This window comes from Fluviicola taffensis DSM 16823, assembly GCF_943372375.1.
In the GTDB taxonomy this organism is placed as follows: Bacteria; Bacteroidota; Bacteroidia; order Flavobacteriales_D; family Crocinitomicaceae; genus Fluviicola; species Fluviicola taffensis_A.
This window is the reverse complement of the sequence record NZ_CALRYJ010000002.1, coordinates 218,721-237,581: the sequence shown is the minus strand read 5'-3', so window position 1 is coordinate 237,581 and position 18,861 is coordinate 218,721. Positions and strand designations below refer to the sequence as shown.

The window sequence follows — 18,861 nt, the reverse complement described above, 5'->3', positions numbered from 1 at the left end:
CGCGATGCGTCGCGTCCCCACAGATTTTTATTTTCTATTTCATTGACGCCACGGCAGCCAACAATTTCTCTTTGCTTTGTTTACCTACCAGCTTCCGAACCAACTTTCCTTCACTGTTGACAAAAAGTAATGTCGGGTAAGCAGAAACGGTATATGCTTTTGAGATCATCGGTCCATCCGCATCTTCTTCCGCATCGATTTTCAGGTTAATGAATTTTTGATTGAAGACCTTCCCTACTTCCGTATCCGTAAAGGTGGTCTTTGCCATTTCCTTGCACGGTCCGCACCAGCTCGTGTGCACATCGATAAAAATCAACTTCCCTGAAGCTTTTGCCTGACGGATGGCATCCTGAAAAGTCATTTTAGAGAACTTGATTCCCGACTTCCTGTCCATAATCGATTCTTTCACTTCCGAATGGTTTTCCAACAAACTGAAAGAAGAAACAACCAACGAAAGTCCTATTAAAAGCAATGCACCAAATTTCATACTTGTGTTTTTACGAGTCATAATCTTTGCTTAAATTTAGCAAATAAAATTGCGAATGCCGAATAGCAAATTGCGAATTAGCATAAACGCTCAATTTTTGTTCCAACTTTTCAGACTTCGACTACGCTCAGTCTGCTAAATTGATCTACAAAAGGTGACTGAATGCTTGCGCTAAAGCTTCAGCATAAGCGTAGCGGAGTCGAAGGCACACTTTTGCTCCCGATAGCTATCGGGATTGCATTTTTAATTTTGAATTCAAAAAATGGCTTTTGAAGTAACTTATACCGATTGTTCGGCAGAAACACAACAGGAAATTCAGGCAATCATTGAATTATGGAACCAACGATCTCCGGTTTACCTTGTAAATACAAGTGGTTCAACCGGAAGTCCGAAATCGATCACACTTACTAGAGAGCAATTGGAAGCTTCTGCAAAACGCAGTAACTCTTTTTTTAACCTGGATGAAAATTCGCGGGTTCTACTGCCATTATCACCCCATACCATTGGCGGAAAGATGATGATCATTCGCGCACTGGTTGGCAATTATTCCATTGAAATTAGAGAGCCAAGCTCAAATCCGATCATGAAATTGGCTTCCGGATCGCATTATTCCTTCATTTCATTGGTTCCTTATCAGATAAAACGCATTCTGGAAGAAACACCGGAGAATTTGAACCGATTCGATTATATCTTACTCGGAGGAATGGGACTTTCCTCACAACTGGAACAACTACTCAGTTCTGTTAAGCCAGCAGTTTTCATTGGCTTTGGAATGACGGAAACTGTTTCACACATTGCGTTGCGTGAAATGGGAAATCCGGTTTATGAAGCACTGGAAGGCGTGGAATTGGAAGTTTTCCAAGACGGTTTGGTCATTTCGGATTCCAAACTGGGAATTGAGCGCATGCAGACAAGCGATCTGGTCAACCTCATCGATTCAAAACAGTTCAATTGGATCGGAAGAGCTGATTTTGTGATTAACAGCGGTGGAATCAAAATCCATCCGGAGAAATTGGAGCAGACACTTGATGAATGGATGGAAACACCTTTCATTATTGGCGGAATTCCACACGAAACTTTGGGAGAAGCCTGTGTCCTGGTTGTTGAAAAAGCACTTCCGGAAGAGAAATTCAAGCAAATTCAAGCGCTTATCCGGGAAAAGTTCGGTAAATATGCAGCACCCAAACAACAAGTGATTGCTTCCATCCTGAAAACCGGAAATGGAAAGATTCGCAGAAAAGAAACTTTAAAAGCGCTTTTGCAATGACCCGAGCCGAATGCTTTCGTTTATTAGGACTTCCTTCCGACTCAAGCGAAGCGGATATCCGAAAGCAGTACAAGAAAATGGCCCTGCGCCTTCATCCGGATGTAAATCCCGATCCCTTGGCTCATGAAGCCTTTATCCGATTGACAAAAGCCGTTGAGATCATCTTAAATCCGGATTATAAAGAGGAAACCAATTCAAGAACTTCCAGAAAATCCAGGAAAGAATCTGAAGAAGAGCACCTGGAACGTATGCGTGTGGCGAAAATGCGCTTCGAACAGCAAAAAAAGCGGCAGGAGAAAGATAACAACCAGTACTTCCTTTCCCTGACAACCGGGATGCGCTGGAGTATCTACAAGACCATCATGCGCTTTTCACTGATGCTGGCTTTGGCTATGTCGATCGAATATTTCCTGCCTGTTCACTATGAAAAGGATGTGCTGATCGGTTCTTCCAAGTCGCTCAACAACGGAATTATCAAGAGCAATATCACACGGATTGAACTGGAAAACAATGGAAAGTATTTTGTTCAGAACAATGCTTATGCCTGGAAAAGCGCTTATCCGGAGGTTATTTTGGAAACAACCTGGTTCCTGCACACTCCTGTGAAAATGATCACTTCCGATGACTATGTGCGCTATCGGACCGTCTTCGATTTTCATGTGGGGAGCATTCGCATTTTGCTGATCCTGCTTTTCCTGATTCCGCTTTACCCCTATTTGCGACGACGAAAAACACTCTATTTCGTGTTTCTATACCACCTTTCTTTTTGGGGAGTCGGAATCGTTACTTCGTACATCCTGTTCACGCATGAACGGATCATTCATTTATTAACTCTCGGATTTTTGTAGGCTTATCGCTTCATCGCGCGCGCCATATCACGCTTGTCGTCCTTCTCTTTCAGGTCGTGACGCTTATCGTGCAGCTTTTTACCGACACCGGTAGCCAATTCGAGCTTCAACCAGCCTTTTTCGGATAAGAACAATTTTAAGGGCACAATGGTATTTCCTTTCGTCTTCACCCATTTTTCCAGCTTCTTGATCTCCTTCTTGTTAAGCAGCAATTTTCGGTCGGAACGTGCAGTATGATTGTAGAACGATCCATTCTCATAAGGCGAAACATGCATGTTGCGGATAAAGACCTGGCCATTATCTACAATACAATACGCTTCCAGGATACTCGCTTTCCCGTTACGGATACTTTTGATCTCTGTACCGGACAATACCATTCCTGCGGTAAAAACTTCATCTAATTGAAATTCAAACCGGGCACGTTTATTCTTAATATTTACTTCGTTCTTAGACATGTTCCACTTGCGGGGCATTTTGTTTTCCCCACTCTTTTAACCCACGATAAAAATAATAAATCGTAACAATCATTAAAATATGACTGAGGTCGTCTTTATTCAACCATTGGTGAATGTTTATTTTGAAACCAAAGATAAAGGCAGATGGAGTCAAAATCAACACGGCAATGATCATATTCTTTAAAAATGCCACTTTTTCAGAGCGTTTCATCAGGATATATGCGTAAACCCCTGTGTAGCCAATGTACGTCACAATTGCATCCAATGCAACGAAAATAAACTTATTGGTAAGAATCGAAGCACAGCAAAGTACTACACACTTGATCCAAATTACCTGGAAGGCGATCTTTTTTGGTCTCGAAACACCTGTCAGATGCAACATTCCCATTGCTGCAAAAGCATTCGCAATACAGCCCATGATCCAACACGGATATTTCCCGGGAAAACCTGCGTATTGAAAGAACAAATGTCCCAAACCACCGAAGACGGTCGAGATTCCAAAAGTCAGATAAAACAATCGCCAGTAGAAATTGGCTTCATTCTTAAATTTCCCTAATCGATTAAACGCATAAAAACAAAAACTTGCAATGATCCAATTGAAAAGGAGTGCCATCGGCTCTTGAAGGTGTAAACCTAAAAAATCAAATTCTATTAATTCCACACTGCGAAAGTACTGCTTCAAGCTAGAAAAGACAAGAACTCTGATTAATGAAATCCTAAAAATTGCGGGAAATTGTCTTAAACACCCAGAAACGACCTGAAATTCGTACTTTTGAGGCGATGAATATCCCATCAAAATATGTGGAAGAAGCAGTGGAGCAATTCAGTTCCTTGCCTGGCATTGGCAAAAGAACCGCTCTGCGCCTGGTGTTGAATCTACTGAAGCGGAATCCGGAAGAATTGGAACGTTTCGGAGATGTGCTTCAGCAATTGAAAACACACGTTCAAAGCTGTTCTTCCTGCGGAAACATTTCAGACACTCCCATTTGCTCCATTTGCTCCAATGAAAAACGCAATCACCGACTGGTTTGTGTAGTGGAAGATATCCGCGATGTCATGGCTATCGAAAGTACCGGAACCTATCAGGGAATTTACCATGTTCTGGGAGGAATCATTTCGCCCATGGATGGAATCGGTCCAAATGATTTGTTCATTCAGCCTTTGGTCGATAAATGCACTTCCGGATCCGTTGACGAGATCATCCTGGCTTTAAGTCCTACGATGGAGGGAGATACCACGAACTTTTTCCTTTACAAGAAAGTACACGCCTCCAATGTTCAGATAACTACGCTTTCACGAGGAATTGCAGTAGGTTCGGAAATCCAGTATGCAGACGAAATCACGCTTTCACGGTCTATTCAACAACGCATTCCTTTTCAATCATAAGGCACCTTTGCTTCTTAATTATAAACCGCAAAGAAGCAGAGAGCGCAAAGAAAGATAAGTTCATCTTGGCGTTCTTAGCGCCCTTTGCGGTTAAACATAAATAGAGATTCAAAAGCATTCCGATTATTCTTGTACAGAATAAGATAAATACTATATTTGAAATCACTTCAAACTAAGAACTATGTTAAAGGAATTCAAGGCATTCATCATGCGCGGAAACGTGGTAGATTTAGCCGTCGCAATCATTTTAGGAGCAGCATTCAGTACCATTGTCACATCTTTGGTAAACGATATCATCACTCCACTGATTCTAAACCCTGCTTTAAGAGCTGTCGGTGTTGGTGGAGTTGAACTATGGACTCCAGGTGGAATTGCATTAGGGAAATTTATTGCTGCCATTATCAACTTCGTTGTAGTTGCATTCTGCATTTTCATTATAGTTAAAGGAATGAACAAAGCAATGACCTTACGCAAAAAAAAGGAAGATGAAGCCCCTGCTCCACCGGCTGAACCATCCAATGAGGAGAAGCTTTTGATGGAGATCCGAGACCTTTTGAAAAACAAGTAATTGTTTCCTAAAACTTCATTCAGTAAAACCTTGGGAGCTACCAATAACTAATTGGTTTGATAGAAATCTCTTTCAAAGTTTTGTGGATTTGAAAATTTATATATCTTCGTTCGAAACAAATGTCCCACAAGGGACAACAAAAGAGAATATTTAAATACCGATGACAAGTATTTTTGTGGCAAAACTCGATTTCAACACAACAGAAGAACAGTTGAAATCCCTTTTTGAAGAGCACGGTCGTGTAAACCGTGTCACCATTGCAAAAGACCGCGAGACGGGCAAACCACGAGGTTTTGCTTTTGTCGAAATGGCTGATGAATCAGAAGCTGATAATGCGATTGAAGCCTTAGATGATTTTGCAATCAATGGGCGAAATATCGCCGTTAAGAAAGCAGATGATCGCGCTTCAGGAGGAAAACCATCGGGCGATGCCAATCGTTCTGGTGATAGACCTGCTTTCAGACCGAGAGAAGACAGAGGCTCCGTAAGTGATTCAAAACCGGATTATAAAAAACCGGATGACAGTCGTATCAGTAAACCTGCTTTCGATCCGGATGAGATCATTCCTGCAAAAGTTGAACGTAAAAAAGAAAAAGATCCGCGTTCAGTTAGCGTAAGTAAAGATGCTCCGAAGAAACCCAAAATGGAAGCTTACCGCAAGAGTGGTAAAGACAACCAATTTTTGAACGACGATGATTTATCCGATGAAGAATTGGACTTGTTCGGAAGAAACGGAGAAGACGAGGACGAAGAGGAAGATTACCGCAAATACCTGGTAAACAGTGATGAGGACGAGGAGGATGAAGATTATGAGGACGAGGACGAATGGGAAGATGATGAAGAAGACGAAGATGACGAAAAATAGAAAATAAACTAGAGGGATATCACATAGATATCCCTTTTTTACGTCTCTGTTTTTAAGTAGTACTCAAAGTGATACCTATGGTCAAATTAATTTTCTTAAGCACCCTATCATCCCTCATTCTATGTTTCGGATGCTCTTATCATAAAAGTGTTCGTCAACATGAAATAAAAGCAACGAAAGCTATGATTTCGCCACCACAAACCGGGCAGCGCGATAATTACTATATTGTACGGACAACATCCATCCCATCCAACGCAACCGTTTCCGTTACTACAGATGCTGAAATAACCATGGATGCAGGTATGCAGCTTGTTTTGAAACAATTGGATTTGCCCTATAGGGAAATGTCCGGTTGGCCTGGTAAGATTGCGATGGAAGAAGGAGGCATTCTACATCCGGATTCTCATATAAAAAATCAATTTTACGAGGCTTTTGTCGGTAATCAGACAATATCGGTAAACTTATCAATTGTTTCAATACACTTTGCACTGGAGGAAGTTGACGGTTCTCAGCGTAACCAACCGCTAGTAGTGCGTGTGAAAAACGCCGAAAAACCGATGTATCTGAAGATGAATAATGATTTACATCAACCCGGAGACAAATACTCACAAACCGTTCATATCGGAGTAAAAATCTCCGGAAAATTGGAAAACGGTAAAACTGCAAATCAAGTGGTTTATATTTTTGGAGTAGTTGAATTTACCCCGGAAGAGTTTAAACGATTCAACTACTTGTTTTAAGGGAAGAACAGCCATTTAGAGAAAAATCAAACAAAAAAACTTAAAATCCACTCTTGGTGGATAGTTTATGTGACAAAGGTTCGTTTTTTTAGTACCTTTGTAAAGTTACAACTGGGGTCGACATTGGATTTGACAGCGATCGAGATTTCGGTGGGAAGCATGCAGAGCGTTGCAGTGAAGCTCTTAAATATCTTGCTGTGAACCATAATTGACAATACGTCATACGCACTTGCTGCTTAATTTACTAGGTAAATAAGGCTTAATCCAGTGGAAGTTTAGTACACGGACAAGTTTCTCCTCTGCACGATTCTGATTTTCGATCAGCAGGCCAAGGGGAATCATTTTAGAAAATCTGGCACTGAGCGAGCTTCGCGCAAGGTGTGAGATCTCAGAAGCTAAGGTTGGATCTTGGGTGTTTTTGTCCGAATTCGACTCGAAAACCAATCAAAAAATAAGCATGTAGAAGACATTCGGAACCATTGTTTGGACGAGGGTTCGAACCCCTCCGACTCCACAAAAAGAAAAAAGCGAATTACGGTAGTAGTTCGCTTTTTTCTTTTTGTCACTCTGTACTCACTCTTTCCGGGCTTTTTCCTTTTTGCAGAGTGAGAGAAGAGTGTTGGATCGTGGTTCGAAGAATGATCAAAACTTCCTCCTTTGAAGAGCCTGTCCCGACCTTTTCGGGAAGGACCGAGGAGGATGGCGAAACCCAAATCTTCCGCAAGGACCAATTTCACTCAGTTTCATCCAATTCATAGCGGTTCGATTCCGGTTTGCTCGAAAGGTGTTGTATTTCAGTTTTTTGGTAGTATTGGAATAATTATACATTATTCACTATGATCATTGGGGCTTTCATCCGACATTATAAAATGTTATAGAATGAACTACGTTCCCGAATAGAATTAATCAAGAATTTCTATCTTTGCAGTCTGTTTTACTAAAATAACATATTATCTGTGTCCTTCTCAAAAGGATAAACTCGACAAAACGAGTAATTAACGCATAGAAATCATCCGATTTTTTAATGCACAGATAATCATATCCAGTTATTTCATCAAATTTTAAACAATAGCAATTGATTGTAAATTGATTGTAAATTGATTGCTTTATCACGGTGAAAAGTGCTCTGCATTTCAGATCGTGATGATAATTCAGTGATTAAAAATGAATAGTAAACAGTTAATAAGCAGAAACATCGAAGTGTTTTACAATAAAGCGTCAGAAGAAACCAGACTTGATAAAGGAATGGGAGTATTTGAATTTGAAAGAATTAAATCGCTCATAGAAAAATATATTCCTTCTTCATCTTCAACAATAATTGATATTGGTGGTGGAACGGGAAAATATTCTGAATGGCTTGCCAAAAAAGGGCATCAGGTTCATTTGATAGAACCAGTTGTCAAACATATTAAATTGGCTCAAAACAGGACTAATAAATTGAAAAATAAGTTTTCTGTTCACTTGGGCGAATCACGAAAATTGGAATTCCCTAATAATTTTGCAGACCTTATAATTTTACACGGACCTCTTTACCATCTTCAAAAAAAAGAAGACAGAGATTTAACCATTTGCGAAGCAAAAAGAGTCCTAAAAAATAACGGAATTATTTTGGGTTTTGCAATTAACTATACTGCATCAACTTTGGTAGGTCTTCTAAATGGTCTAATTCACAAAAGACCATTTTTTGAAATGTGCAAGGAGGAATTAACAACGGGAATTCATAATCCACCAGATGATTTTCCTTGGCTTTTAGCTGAGGCGTATTATCATAAACCTGAACAGCTGAAAGAAGAGTTTTTAAATCAAGAGTTAACCCATCTTAATACTTACGCAGTTGAAGGTATGGCTTGGTTGGACAAAGATTACTTTGCCAATATGCTGAATGACAAAAAACAGAAAGCATTATTAGAACTTATACAAGTCACAGAAAACGACAGTTATCTTTTACCATTTAGTCCACATATGATGATAGCTGTAAAAAAACAATTGAGTTATGGAAAATAAAGATAGGTATTACAACGCTTTAATTGAAAATGATGGTCAGCTAAATGAAATTGACCTTGGAGAAAAATTTGGTCTTAACGAAAATGAAACAAGAGAAATTATTGTTCAATTACTTTCCGAGCATAGAATTGAATCTAAAGAAAATAGAGCTTGCAATTATAGCCTGATGAAAACCCAGAAAAAAAATAAAAGCAGGTAACATTGTATAAGCGTAATGCGGGTTGATTCACTAAATTGAGTATTCTGGCTTTCAATTAAGTTTGGTGCGAGCGGAAAGTGAATCGCATCGAAATCCCGCACTACGCTTATACTTGACCGTTAATGATAGATCTTTAATTATAATAATCAATTATTTATAGAAATATCAAATCGTTTTCTGGTTCGATTTCTGTTTAGTTACCTCCACAAAAAGAAAAAGCATTACGAGAGTGATGCTTTTTCTTTTTGTCCCTCTCCCCTCACTTCCGATAGCTATCGGAACCACACTCACACTGGGTTGTAGCTATCCGATAGCTATCGGGAGTCCCGGTTCGAAGCACGATTTAAGTCTCCTCTCCGCCGCGGCGGAAGGGAGGATCGAGGAGGATGGCAATCTCAAATCTTCCGCAAGGACCAATTTCATTCAGTTTCCCCCAAATTCATAGCTGTTCAATTCCATTTTGTTTTGGAGGAATGTTCTTCAGGTTTTTATAGATACCTATCGTTTGCTTTGAAAACAATCTATTAAACAGCAGGTTTCTTTTTTGATTCTCTTCTTTATCCAACAATATCCACTTTTCTTGCTGACAAATTGGGTTGGAATTTTTAGCGCAAAATAAAACAACAAAGTTTTATTCCTAAATTCGCGGGCATTGCTTAATCAATGAACGCTGCTTTTAATTAGCTATAAATTTGTAAAATTCGACCCTGTCTATATTCATTCAAAACCTAATTTTCTTTGTGATGATAAAATCTGTACTGATCCTGTTAATAACCTCAATAACTCTCAATTCATTTAGTCAAAGTACTCATGACCTGGCAGTTGGGTTGTTAAACGGTTCATTAAAAAAAATCAAAAAAAACGATTTGAAAGGAACTCTTTCTGAGATCACTAAAAGTATTGAACTTGATTCAACTTATTATGCTGCTTATTACAATAAAGCGTTGATTGAATCCAAACAGGAAAAATACGATGAAGCTCTTGAATTAGGAAGTGAAAATGTAGCGGATCTTATCGCTCATAACTGCAAATGAACAAAGAGAACTAACAGACATCATGGAAAATCAATTCTACAAGGTCATGAATGCTTATTCGGATGAAGCGCTATTGGCCGTTTATAAAGACCGTTCCAAATACACTCCGGAAGCAATCGAAGCAATGGTGTTGGTTCTTACGGAACGAAAACTAATGGTGGACGCAGCCGAAATAGCAGCCGAACAAAGAGTGGAAGAAGCCTTGTCCAGAGAAGAACAGATGGCTAAATTCCAGCTCTCCGAATTTGGCAGAGTCATTTCTGATGCGGCGTTTGCACAAGAATCTTTAAAAGGGTCCGTTTATCTCCAACGTTTTATCTCTCCTTTGCACAATTACAATTGGCTGAATCATATTTTCATCGGTCTTGGTCTTACCGGACTTACTCTGGCACTGATAATTATTGGAATCGGTGAATATCCTAAGCCAGCTCCAACCATACTTGTTATTTGTATTGCGGCTGCACTACTATTGCCATTGGGAATATGGAAGCTCTCCAAAAACAAAGCGCAATTAACCCTTCAAAAGAAAATGAACCGGATTGTCGTTTCAATAGAAGGAGCAAAAGACCGACACGAAATATCCCTGCCTTTGAGATACGAATGTTACTGGCAATGGCATGATACCCGAAAAGGTCAGATAAAACTAAAACAAGTGATGTTGCACTTTTTTCTTTATGATGATAAGAACGACTCCTGTTTCGAATTAAGAGAATTGATGCCGATTCAAAAATCACCCCCGCCCAATTGGGAACCATTTCCGAAGAAATTTACTACCAAAAAAACCAATCATTTCGCCTATTGGGGTCATGGTTTCCAAAAACCATTCTTGTATGAATTCCAAAAAATCCTGGATGGTTTGCAGGAAATAAGTAATTAGAAATTCGACAGAAAGCAGATTACGGTAGTAGTTCACTTTTTTCTTTTTGTCTCTCAATACTCGCTCTCACACTTTCCGGACTTTTTCTTTTTTGTAGCGCGAGAGCGTAAAGTGAGGGAAGAGTGCGGAATCCCGGTTCGAAGCTTCAATTCTGTCTCCTCTCCGCCGCGGCGGAAGGGAGGATTAAGGTGGGTAGCAATCTCAGATCTTCCGCAAGTTCGGATTTCATTCAGTTTCCTGAAGCCTAAAGCGGTTCGATTCCGGTTTGCTCGAACGTGTCGATATCCAAACATTTTTCAACTGAAGGTTCCAATGGGAAAAGTCCCGGTTCAAATACCGTGAAAACACCCTTTATTTCTGAAAGTTTCGTTTGTAAATTTGTTTCAGAAGATTTACTTAATTGAAAATCAATGTTTTTTATTGTCATTGAAATGCTAACGTGATGAGAGACTATTCGCTGAAACTCTATTCTTTATAAGTTAAATTTTAGTGTGAAAACCGATTGTAATTATTGGTTGCAAGGAGTTAATAGTTATCAACTGAATAGTCATTTTTTGGCGATCATGCGAATACATAAAAGAGTAAACAAACAAACACAACATAATTATGGCAAGAATCATTTTTCCCCACGACAATGTAGGTGAAGCAAGAGCTTACATCAAAGCATTAACAGGGCTTAACAACATTATTATACCTAACGCCCCAAACCCAAGTGAAATAGGACAAGTCTTAAAAGTTGAAACGAAATTTGTTTCAGTTGAATCATCTGTTGACATTGGATTTGGTTATGGCACGACAAGCGGCAGTACAGATGTAAAAGTTCTTCTTCAGGACTATTGGTTTTTGAAAGAAATAGATGGAACAATTCCTGAAATAAATTCATGGACTTTTGCCGTTGGTTTTAGGGTTGGTATAAAAATTACAGGTTTTAAAGCAGATCTAAATGTGGGTTTAGGTACACTCGCTGCAAAAGCACAAACGGATGGATTAAACATCCAAATACAAATCCTAAGAGTTGGAATGCCTCTTGGTCCAAATGTCCCTGTAAGTTTGGCTGTTCCAGTAACACTTGATGTAGAAAAATTTGGTGAACTCAAAGTATGGGAAGGTGCTATACTAAGCTATGTAGAAACAAAAAGAGCCGAATTATCACCCGTATTAGTTAGTGCTTCCGTTAATATAAATGGAGAAAAGTTGCTAAATGAAACCCCAGGTATAAGATATGCTCTTTGGAGAATCGCAAAAGGAATGAAATTAATTGAAGCGATTTCATTGCTAAACGCAGGTAGAGCACCCGAAGTTGATCAAAGTTCTGTTAGAGCAGTTTATTCGGCTGTTTTTAATGACCCTGCCATGGTTATACCGGGACATGCTGCTGAGCAACGAACACCAGGAAAGAACGAAAAAGATAAGGCAGATGAATGGCTTATTGGTTACAAAAATCTTTAAAATCTGACAAAATGGAAACAAGTAATACGTCTGAAAACAAAAGCACAATTAGAAATAATCAAGCATTCAAATTTGTAGTTGTTTTGCTTATTATTGGGTTAACTTCTGTCCTTGTTTACTCATTAAGGCAGTTTTGGACCTTTGATAATTATTACAAGGATAACGTTTTGCAGTATTCAAATAATATTTCCTTTAAAAAGGGAAATTTGAATTATGTCATCGCCAGTTTTAGTACTGGAATTTTAATTGCTGGCTCTGCTTTGACATTTGGGGGGTTGATTGGTTTTGTTTTTGGTATTCCAAAAAGGGTAATTAATAACCAAGAATTATCAAGTGCTCCCAATAAATACATTGGAAATGACAATTTAGTTGAAGTTAGCGATTGGCTTACTAAAATAATTGTAGGTGTAGGTCTTACACAACTTACATCCATTCCCAGATATTTACGAGAATTTGGAGAGTATGCGGGAGAACCACTAAACGGTATAACTAAGTCTTCAGGAGAAGTAGCTGCAGAGTCTATACTGACATTCTTTGTAATTTGTGGGTTTCTGTTTGCGTACTTATGGACAAGATTATACTTTGCTAAATTACTTGAAGAAGCAGAAAAAGAGTCTAACAACAAAAACGTTTAAGCTGAAAAACTGATCAAAATGAAAGAAATAACACAATTCAAAATATCCTTCAATCAAGGATTTGGAAGTTTACCAACTTTCACTCAATATAGTGATAATGATTTACTTTCTATAGAACAAGCAGAAAATGCATTTAATTATGTCAAAAATGATCTTGGTATAGAATGGCGGTATTCGTATGCAGGGTGCGAAAAAAGGGTACATGCCGTTTCTCTTCTTTTAAAAGGTAAAAACGTTAAGCATTACAAAATTTGGAATTTTGATCCTTCAATGATTTCGCTATTCAACAAACATCAAAAGCCAACTGTAAATAGTAACGCAGGTTTAAGCCCGACTGTTAGTTGGCGTTATCATGTTGCCATTTTAGTTTTTGTAGAGGAAAATGGACAAGCAATACCAATGGTAATAGACCCCTCATTAAATGATCTATTGCTTACGCAACAACAATGGCTTGAACTCCAGAAAACCCCAACATCTTATTACATTCATTTAGATCCACAGTGGTATAATTATGCTACTACAGATAAATTTAAGTATTTCTGTCAAGGTGTACCCTATCCATTTCCACCATGTATGGACGGAATTTTAACAGGTGATTTCTTTCTAAATAATGATGTTAGTTTGACAGGGATGTGGGTTGAGGAGGCTTTAGCAGTTAATCAACTTGCAATGGAAATAATTACTGAAATAATCAATAATGAGCCGGTATTTTCAGAAAAAAGAAATGCGTTCACAAAATTAGTTGAAGATTTTGATGACCTAACAAATGCTTTAAAGGGAAATCCAACGGACGGAATTAGGTCTTATGTAAATTTACTACAATCATATCAAAATCAATTTATCACAATAAGGGATAGTTGGAAGACAAAGTTAGACGCACTTAGATAAAAAAGCGAACAACCAATTAGGGGTTGGCGATCAGGACTTTAATGTTTGTGTTAAAAATCCCCATATAGCAAATCCTTTAACTGTTAGTGGTTCCATTTCCGTTCGCTCTTCTCCAAAAGAAGCAAAAGCATTCAGCGCAAGTTGGATGCTTTTTTCTTTTCCCCCTCTCCCCTCAAACTCACACCAAGTTGCAGCCTTCCCCATTCAATATTTGACCTAAATCAGTTTTTTATTTGACAACTATCATTTTTTTCTCCGGGAGAAGATACTACTCTTGATGCATTCAATTTGAATCGGTAAAGTCGACCTGGCTGAACCGGTTCCAATACTATGCACTATGGAAAAACACGAAGCGGCATTTAACGCATTGATAGAACGAGACCTGAAAATAGAACCGCACGATTGGATGCCTGATGAATACCGAAAACATCTGATACGTCAGGTTTCACAGCATGCCCACTCCGAAGTGATTGGTATGCAACCCGAAGGGAACTGGCTGTTAAGAGCACCTTCCCTGCGTTCCAAACAAGTCTTGCTTGCGAAAATTCAGGATGAAGGTGGACATGGTTTGTACCTCTACAGTGTTGCCGAAACGCTCAATGTATCACGTGAAGAATTGATTACACAACTTCACGAAGGAAAGGCACGCTATTCCAGTGTATTTAATTACCCTACGCTTAATTGGGCCGACATTGGTGCTATTGGCTGGCTGGTCGACGGAGCTGCAATCGTAAATCAGGTATCCTTGCAGAGAACTTCTTACGGACCTTATTCACGCGGAATGGTGCGAATTTGTATGGAAGAAAGTTTCCATCAACGGCAAGGATACGAAATCATGATACACATGGCGCGTGGAACAAAAGAACAACGTGAAATGGCGCAGGATGCCGTGAATCGTTTTTGGTTCCCTGCCCTCATGATGTTTGGACCGCATGACACGGATTCCGCTCATACCGGAAATGCGATGAAATGGAAGATCAAACGAGAATCCAACGACTACTTGCGCCAGAAATTCATTGATAAAACAGTACCACAGGTTGAATTTCTGGGACTCACTGTTCCCGATCCAAATTGCCGCCTGAACGAAACAACGGGTAGTTACGAACACAGTCCGCTGGATTGGAATGAATTCCACGATGTGATCAACGGTTATGGTCCGTGTAATACCGACCGACTTGATCATCACCGACTTGTCCATCAGGAAAATAAATGGGTCCGAGAAGCAGCTGTAGCTTATGCCCAAAAAACAGAAACTGTAAATAGTTCAATTTAACTCAATTCAAATTATGGAAACTGGAGATAACATCTGGGAAGTATTTATCCAGAAAAAACCGGGAGTTGCATTTAAGCATGCCGGAAGCGTACACGGATATGATAAAAAAATGGCCGTACAGAATGCACGCGATGCCTACTGCCGACGAGGGGAAGGTCGTGAATTGTGGGTAGTTCCGTCGTCAAGTATTGTGTCTGTGCCAATGGAAGATGCTGACGCTTATTTCGATCCGCAAGAAGACAAAATATACCGGCATCCGACATTCTATCAGATTCCACCGGAAGTAAAAAACATCTAATCAGAAAAAAATGATGGTCATTTCAATCAATACAGATTTTGCCCGGCTACTTGTTCGCTTGGCAGATTCGGAATTAGTCCTTGCACAACGTCTCTGTGAAATGTGCAGTCGTGGACCTTTTCTGGAAGAAGACATTGCCCTGTCGAATTCAGCTTTGGATCTACTCGGTCGTGCAGAAGAACTCTACAAACTCCTGGCGGAAACAGAAGGAAAAGAACTAACCGCCGATGATTACGCTTACCGCAGAAATGAAAGGGAATTTTTCTGTTACAAGCTGGTGGAACAGCCGAATACCGATTTTGCCTGGGTTATTGCACGACAATACCTGCATGACGTATATGTGAAAAGCGTATTTACCCGCTTATTTCAAAGTGAAAACAGCAAACTTGCCGGACTTTCTGAAAAAGTTTTGAAGGAAATTCGCTACAGCCTTGAACGATCGAAAGACTGGATGCTTCGCTTGGGGATTGGCACTGAAGAAAGCAATCATCGTTTGCAGTTTGCCATTGACAGGTTGTTTCGTTTTGTTCCCGAATTGTTTGCTTTCGATGCGGTCGATTTGAAATACATTCCGGATACCGAAGGACTGATCCTGGAGTGGAAAACGGAGGTCAGCGAGACATTGCGCACTGCAGGCATTCAAGAACCTGAGTTGAAGTCGACGCATTTACTTGACAGCCGGGAAGGATTCCACACAGAATATTTAGGTCACTTACTCAGCGAAATGCAATTTTTGCCACGCGCTTATCCGGATGCCACATGGTAAGTTCTTCGACAACAGAGCACATTTTGGAATTGTTGCGGCAGGTTCCTGATCCCGAAATTCCTACAATCAATCTCGTGGAACTGGGTGTTGTGCGCAGGGTTGAAGAAGTGAATGGGCAGTTGAAAGTCATTATTACACCAACTTATACCGGTTGTCCGGCTAAACAGTTGTTCGTGGATTTGATTCGCGAACAACTGACTGCAAGTGGTTATCCTGATGTGGCGATTGAAATGCAACTTTATCCCGTATGGTCCACCGATTGGCTCTCGGAAGAAACCAAAACCAAATTACTGAAAACAGGGATTTCCCCACCGGTTGCGCAAAATGCACCAGTTGTTTGTCCTCATTGCGGTAGTAAAGAGACCAAAGTCGTAAGTCAGTTCGGAGCAACACCCTGTCAGGCATTGTACACCTGTAGCAGCTGTCGGGAACCTTTCAGTTACTTCAAATGTCATTGATGTATTGATCCTTGAATACGGGGTTCTGGCGTTGATTATAACTGATTCTCCAATGTTTGATTATATTTGAAGGAAATAAGGAATTAAGCATACCATTATTTTGGGGGATTAGCTCATCTGGCTAGAGCGCAACGCTGGCAGTGTTGAGGTGATCGGTTCGAGTCCGATATTCTCCACAAAAAGAAAAAGTCGGGGTGAAAAATTTTTCACCCCGACTTTTTGTTTTTTAGACAGAGCCTCAGTCTTCATCAGCCATGGCTGACTCTTCTTTTTGAGTATTGAGCGTGAGAATTGTCTCGATAGCTATCGGGAGTGGAATCCCGGTTCGAAGATCGAATTAAGCTTCCTCCTTTGGAGGAGGAGGATAAATCCAAATCTCTCGCAAGCACCAATTTCATTCAGTTTCCGGAAATTTAGAGCGGTTCGATTCCGCCCTTCCCCCCAAAGAAAAAAGCATTCAGCGCAAGTTGGATGCTTTTTTGCTTTTTACCCCTCCATTCTCACACTAGCACTTGGCAATCATTTCCATCCGAATAAGCCGCCGAACCTTTTGTGGGTCGGGTAAACAAAATCTTTTATTTTTTGTAGCCAACCTTTTTACAAATAGATCGTCAACAGGATGAAAAAACAGTTAATAAGAACTATTTTCCGAAACACACTATGAAAAATAAAATTACCAAGTCACTTTTTCACTTCTTGACTATCTTACCATTTGCAGGATCTGCATTCGCACAAGCAGACTGTGATTCCTCCATTACTGCCGGAGTTGATCAAACCATTTGTGCAGGAACTGCCATTCAATTGCAAGGTGCCGCTCCAGGAGTCGATTCCATTGTTTTAAACTATTGGACGGGAGGAAACGGTACCTATGTACCCAATAGCATTGTTCCCAATCCGCTTTATTATCCCACAGCAGCTGAAATAGCAGCCGGTGAAGTCAATTTGCAGTTTCACCTCACCTATCATTCTAATCCCATCTCTCTAGATGCTTCTTTGCTGGCCTACGATCACGGCAACGAAGATTCCATTTTCTACATCAGTCCGATCAACGGTGCCATTCAGGGCATTCAAAGTAATTCAGGAAACGACTTGACAGCAATTGGCTATCAATCCAGCACCAATTTATTATTCGGAATCTCGAATATTGTAGAGCCCGCCAACCTCTATCAAATCGATGTTATGACAAATGCCGTAACGTTATTGATCAGTAATTTAGGCTATTATTATTGGGCAGGCGATTTCGACAATACCCATCAATTGTTTTACATCATCGGCACTTCTTATGGCACTTCCCAGCAACAAGGCCTGTTTGTTTTCGATTTCAGCTCGGGCGCACCGATGGGAACCTACATTGGCCCTTTGAACCTGCTAGGCGATAACAGTATACTTTTTTATATCGCAGGCAACGGCATAAACGGGCTGGCTTACGATCCAAACACGTCTAAATTGTACGGAGTTTCGTTTAACGGACAATTATACGACATCAATACCACAACCGGAAACGCCACTTTGATTGGAAATTGTACGAGTGGATTGCGTGGATTGGCATACGATTATACGACCAATAAATTATGGGGATGTGATGCTTCCGCGAATCTTTACGAGCTGGATCCAAATACCGGTGCATTACTGTCTACCGTGAATAGTCAGGGTAGTCTTGGAGTGGTCACTTCCCTGACTTACGCTCCCGGACTTCTGTCTAGTCAGGAAATAACGTGTGTGGATAGTTTACACATAGAAATCATCGACTGCAGTACGAACTGCACGAGCGAGATCAGTGCTTCAGGCGATTCGTGCGTTCAGACAGACATTTCTTTTACTGTTGTATCTGATTCGACCATCGCCACTGTTCAATGGAATTTCGGAGATCCGGGTAGCGGCGCTGATAACACTTCAAATGCCATCAATTCCAATCATACTTTTTCAGCGGCAGGTAGTTACCTCGTTACAGCTATTGTGAATCTTACCTGCGGAACTGACACCTTGTTTGACACCATAACGGTAGTCAATTGTGAAAATCCGGACCCCCTTGCGTGTGAATTAGAAATCCCCAACATATTTACACCCAACGCGGATGGTATAAACGATCATTTTTCTCTGAAAGCCAATTGTATGTTTGACCAATTCAACTATTTCATTTGTAATCGATGGGGCGGTCTGGTCTACACAGCCTCCGGTCAAAATGACAAATGGGATGGCAAATACAACGGCACTGACTGTTCTGAAGGCGTTTATTTTTATTTGATAACGTATCAATTTCACTCACAACCACCTCAAACGGTTCATGGCATGGTGACTCTTAGCAGAGAATAAACAACCAAAAGCAATTGTGCTATTGATTCGATCTTCTATTCCCAAATGTCT

Annotated in this window: 21 protein-coding genes, 1 tRNA gene and 1 other RNA gene; 20 read left to right on the top strand and 3 right to left on the bottom strand. The window is 40.2% G+C overall.

Annotated features, from left to right (window positions below; translation table 11 throughout):
* Positions 1 to 34 precede the first annotated feature (34 nt).
* Entirely contained in the window at positions 35 to 487 is a 453-nt protein-coding gene (locus tag AAG807_RS04355) for a thioredoxin family protein (RefSeq protein ID WP_341901134.1), read from the bottom strand.
* A gap of 262 nt (positions 488 to 749) precedes the next feature.
* Here AAG807_RS04355 and AAG807_RS04350 point away from each other — a divergent pair, with 262 nt between their 5' ends.
* The gene (locus tag AAG807_RS04350; protein WP_341901132.1) at positions 750 to 1,754 is read left to right on the top strand and encodes an AMP-binding protein; all 1,005 of its coding nucleotides are present in this window, start codon (positions 750 to 752) and stop codon (positions 1,752 to 1,754) included.
* Positions 1,751 to 2,602: a J domain-containing protein gene (locus AAG807_RS04345; RefSeq protein ID WP_341901131.1), complete on the top strand. Its 852-nt coding sequence runs from the start codon at positions 1,751 to 1,753 to the stop codon at positions 2,600 to 2,602. The genes AAG807_RS04350 and AAG807_RS04345 overlap by 4 nt, the downstream gene beginning before the upstream one ends.
* Positions 2,603 to 2,604: 2 nt before the next feature.
* Here the strand turns inward: AAG807_RS04345 and smpB are convergent, their stop codons facing one another.
* Together smpB and AAG807_RS04335 are read right to left on the bottom strand one after the other, a co-directional pair.
* Complete coding sequence (smpB, locus tag AAG807_RS04340) at positions 2,605 to 3,057, bottom strand: SsrA-binding protein SmpB (protein ID WP_294858381.1); 453 nt, start codon at positions 3,055 to 3,057, stop codon at positions 2,605 to 2,607.
* The gene (locus AAG807_RS04335; protein WP_341901127.1) at positions 3,050 to 3,718 is read right to left on the bottom strand and encodes a hypothetical protein; all 669 of its coding nucleotides are present in this window, start codon (positions 3,716 to 3,718) and stop codon (positions 3,050 to 3,052) included. The genes smpB and AAG807_RS04335 overlap by 8 nt, the downstream gene beginning before the upstream one ends.
* A 119-nt stretch (positions 3,719 to 3,837) precedes the next feature.
* Here AAG807_RS04335 and recR point away from each other — a divergent pair, with 119 nt between their 5' ends.
* The 18 genes from recR to AAG807_RS04245 all read left to right on the top strand — a co-directional run bounded on the left by recR (position 3,838) and on the right by AAG807_RS04245 (position 18,810).
* Positions 3,838 to 4,443, top strand: coding sequence for a recombination mediator RecR (gene recR / locus AAG807_RS04330; protein WP_341901546.1), 606 nt, complete (start codon positions 3,838 to 3,840; stop codon positions 4,441 to 4,443).
* 181 nt (positions 4,444 to 4,624) lie between these two features.
* Entirely contained in the window at positions 4,625 to 5,011 is a 387-nt protein-coding gene (gene mscL, locus AAG807_RS04325) for a large conductance mechanosensitive channel protein MscL (protein ID WP_341901126.1), read from the top strand.
* Positions 5,012 to 5,171: 160 nt separating this feature from the next.
* On the top strand, positions 5,172 to 5,876 hold the full coding sequence (locus tag AAG807_RS04320) for a hypothetical protein (protein ID WP_341901124.1): 705 nt from the start codon (positions 5,172 to 5,174) through the stop codon (positions 5,874 to 5,876).
* Between the two features lie 77 nt (positions 5,877 to 5,953).
* Positions 5,954 to 6,616, top strand: a complete 663-nt coding sequence (locus AAG807_RS04315) for a hypothetical protein (protein ID WP_341901122.1) — start codon at positions 5,954 to 5,956, stop codon at positions 6,614 to 6,616.
* 113 nt (positions 6,617 to 6,729) lie between these two features.
* Positions 6,730 to 7,133, top strand: a transfer-messenger RNA (tmRNA) gene (gene ssrA, locus AAG807_RS04310).
* A 647-nt stretch (positions 7,134 to 7,780) separates the two neighbouring features.
* Positions 7,781 to 8,620 carry a class I SAM-dependent methyltransferase gene (locus AAG807_RS04305; protein WP_341901120.1) on the top strand — a complete coding sequence of 280 codons (840 nt, stop codon included), beginning with the start codon at positions 7,781 to 7,783 and terminating at the stop codon, positions 8,618 to 8,620.
* Positions 8,610 to 8,819: a hypothetical protein gene (locus tag AAG807_RS04300; RefSeq protein WP_341901118.1), complete on the top strand. Its 210-nt coding sequence runs from the start codon at positions 8,610 to 8,612 to the stop codon at positions 8,817 to 8,819. Before AAG807_RS04305 ends, AAG807_RS04300 begins: the two co-directional genes overlap by 11 nt.
* Positions 8,820 to 9,562: 743 nt before the next feature.
* Entirely contained in the window at positions 9,563 to 9,853 is a 291-nt protein-coding gene (locus AAG807_RS04295) for a tetratricopeptide repeat protein (protein ID WP_341901116.1), read from the top strand.
* A gap of 22 nt (positions 9,854 to 9,875) precedes the next feature.
* Positions 9,876 to 10,730 (top strand): hypothetical protein, encoded by an 855-nt coding sequence (locus AAG807_RS04290; RefSeq protein WP_341901114.1) that lies wholly within the window; start codon positions 9,876 to 9,878, stop codon positions 10,728 to 10,730.
* 606 nt (positions 10,731 to 11,336) lie between these two features.
* On the top strand, positions 11,337 to 12,179 hold the full coding sequence (locus AAG807_RS04285; protein ID WP_341901112.1) for a hypothetical protein: 843 nt from the start codon (positions 11,337 to 11,339) through the stop codon (positions 12,177 to 12,179).
* Entirely contained in the window at positions 12,152 to 12,814 is a 663-nt protein-coding gene (locus AAG807_RS04280; RefSeq protein ID WP_341901110.1) for a hypothetical protein, read from the top strand. Before AAG807_RS04285 ends, AAG807_RS04280 begins: the two co-directional genes overlap by 28 nt.
* Positions 12,815 to 12,832: 18 nt before the next feature.
* Positions 12,833 to 13,702, top strand: a complete 870-nt coding sequence (locus tag AAG807_RS04275; protein WP_341901107.1) for a protein-glutamine glutaminase family protein — start codon at positions 12,833 to 12,835, stop codon at positions 13,700 to 13,702.
* Positions 13,703 to 14,039: 337 nt separating this feature from the next.
* Complete coding sequence (paaA, locus tag AAG807_RS04270; RefSeq protein WP_341901106.1) at positions 14,040 to 14,975, top strand: 1,2-phenylacetyl-CoA epoxidase subunit PaaA; 936 nt, start codon at positions 14,040 to 14,042, stop codon at positions 14,973 to 14,975.
* A gap of 13 nt (positions 14,976 to 14,988) precedes the next feature.
* Positions 14,989 to 15,273 (top strand): 1,2-phenylacetyl-CoA epoxidase subunit PaaB, encoded by a 285-nt coding sequence (gene paaB, locus AAG807_RS04265; protein ID WP_341901104.1) that lies wholly within the window; start codon positions 14,989 to 14,991, stop codon positions 15,271 to 15,273.
* A 10-nt stretch (positions 15,274 to 15,283) separates the two neighbouring features.
* A complete protein-coding gene (paaC, locus tag AAG807_RS04260; protein WP_341901102.1) occupies positions 15,284 to 16,039 on the top strand; it encodes a 1,2-phenylacetyl-CoA epoxidase subunit PaaC in 756 nt (251 codons plus the stop codon).
* Positions 16,033 to 16,497 (top strand): 1,2-phenylacetyl-CoA epoxidase subunit PaaD, encoded by a 465-nt coding sequence (gene paaD / locus AAG807_RS04255; RefSeq protein WP_341901100.1) that lies wholly within the window; start codon positions 16,033 to 16,035, stop codon positions 16,495 to 16,497. The genes paaC and paaD overlap by 7 nt, the downstream gene beginning before the upstream one ends.
* A 102-nt stretch (positions 16,498 to 16,599) precedes the next feature.
* A tRNA-Ala gene (locus AAG807_RS04250) sits at positions 16,600 to 16,673 on the top strand.
* Positions 16,674 to 17,157: 484 nt separating this feature from the next.
* Positions 17,158 to 18,810: a gliding motility-associated C-terminal domain-containing protein gene (locus AAG807_RS04245; RefSeq protein WP_341901099.1), complete on the top strand. Its 1,653-nt coding sequence runs from the start codon at positions 17,158 to 17,160 to the stop codon at positions 18,808 to 18,810.
* Positions 18,811 to 18,861: the final 51 nt, after the last annotated feature.

Excerpts from the sequence above, each read along its gene's own strand:
- AAG807_RS04355 (WP_341901134.1), bottom strand. The coding sequence starts at position 487 with ATGAAATTTGGTGCATTGCTTTTAATAGGACTTTCGTTGGTTGTTTCT.
- AAG807_RS04350 (WP_341901132.1), top strand. The coding sequence starts at position 750 with ATGGCTTTTGAAGTAACTTATACCGATTGTTCGGCAGAAACACAACAG.
- AAG807_RS04345 (WP_341901131.1), top strand. The coding sequence starts at position 1,751 with ATGACCCGAGCCGAATGCTTTCGTTTATTAGGACTTCCTTCCGACTCA.
- smpB (WP_294858381.1), bottom strand. The coding sequence starts at position 3,057 with ATGTCTAAGAACGAAGTAAATATTAAGAATAAACGTGCCCGGTTTGAA.
- recR (WP_341901546.1), top strand. The coding sequence starts at position 3,838 with ATGAATATCCCATCAAAATATGTGGAAGAAGCAGTGGAGCAATTCAGT.
- mscL (WP_341901126.1), top strand. The coding sequence starts at position 4,625 with ATGTTAAAGGAATTCAAGGCATTCATCATGCGCGGAAACGTGGTAGAT.
- AAG807_RS04320 (WP_341901124.1), top strand. The coding sequence starts at position 5,172 with ATGACAAGTATTTTTGTGGCAAAACTCGATTTCAACACAACAGAAGAA.
- AAG807_RS04315 (WP_341901122.1), top strand. The coding sequence starts at position 5,954 with ATGGTCAAATTAATTTTCTTAAGCACCCTATCATCCCTCATTCTATGT.
- AAG807_RS04305 (WP_341901120.1), top strand. The coding sequence starts at position 7,781 with ATGAATAGTAAACAGTTAATAAGCAGAAACATCGAAGTGTTTTACAAT.
- AAG807_RS04300 (WP_341901118.1), top strand. The coding sequence starts at position 8,610 with ATGGAAAATAAAGATAGGTATTACAACGCTTTAATTGAAAATGATGGT.
- AAG807_RS04295 (WP_341901116.1), top strand. The coding sequence starts at position 9,563 with ATGATAAAATCTGTACTGATCCTGTTAATAACCTCAATAACTCTCAAT.
- AAG807_RS04290 (WP_341901114.1), top strand. The coding sequence starts at position 9,876 with ATGGAAAATCAATTCTACAAGGTCATGAATGCTTATTCGGATGAAGCG.
- AAG807_RS04285 (WP_341901112.1), top strand. The coding sequence starts at position 11,337 with ATGGCAAGAATCATTTTTCCCCACGACAATGTAGGTGAAGCAAGAGCT.
- AAG807_RS04280 (WP_341901110.1), top strand. The coding sequence starts at position 12,152 with ATGGCTTATTGGTTACAAAAATCTTTAAAATCTGACAAAATGGAAACA.
- AAG807_RS04275 (WP_341901107.1), top strand. The coding sequence starts at position 12,833 with ATGAAAGAAATAACACAATTCAAAATATCCTTCAATCAAGGATTTGGA.
- paaA (WP_341901106.1), top strand. The coding sequence starts at position 14,040 with ATGGAAAAACACGAAGCGGCATTTAACGCATTGATAGAACGAGACCTG.
- paaB (WP_341901104.1), top strand. The coding sequence starts at position 14,989 with ATGGAAACTGGAGATAACATCTGGGAAGTATTTATCCAGAAAAAACCG.
- paaC (WP_341901102.1), top strand. The coding sequence starts at position 15,284 with ATGATGGTCATTTCAATCAATACAGATTTTGCCCGGCTACTTGTTCGC.
- paaD (WP_341901100.1), top strand. The coding sequence starts at position 16,033 with ATGGTAAGTTCTTCGACAACAGAGCACATTTTGGAATTGTTGCGGCAG.
- AAG807_RS04245 (WP_341901099.1), top strand. The coding sequence starts at position 17,158 with ATGAAAAATAAAATTACCAAGTCACTTTTTCACTTCTTGACTATCTTA.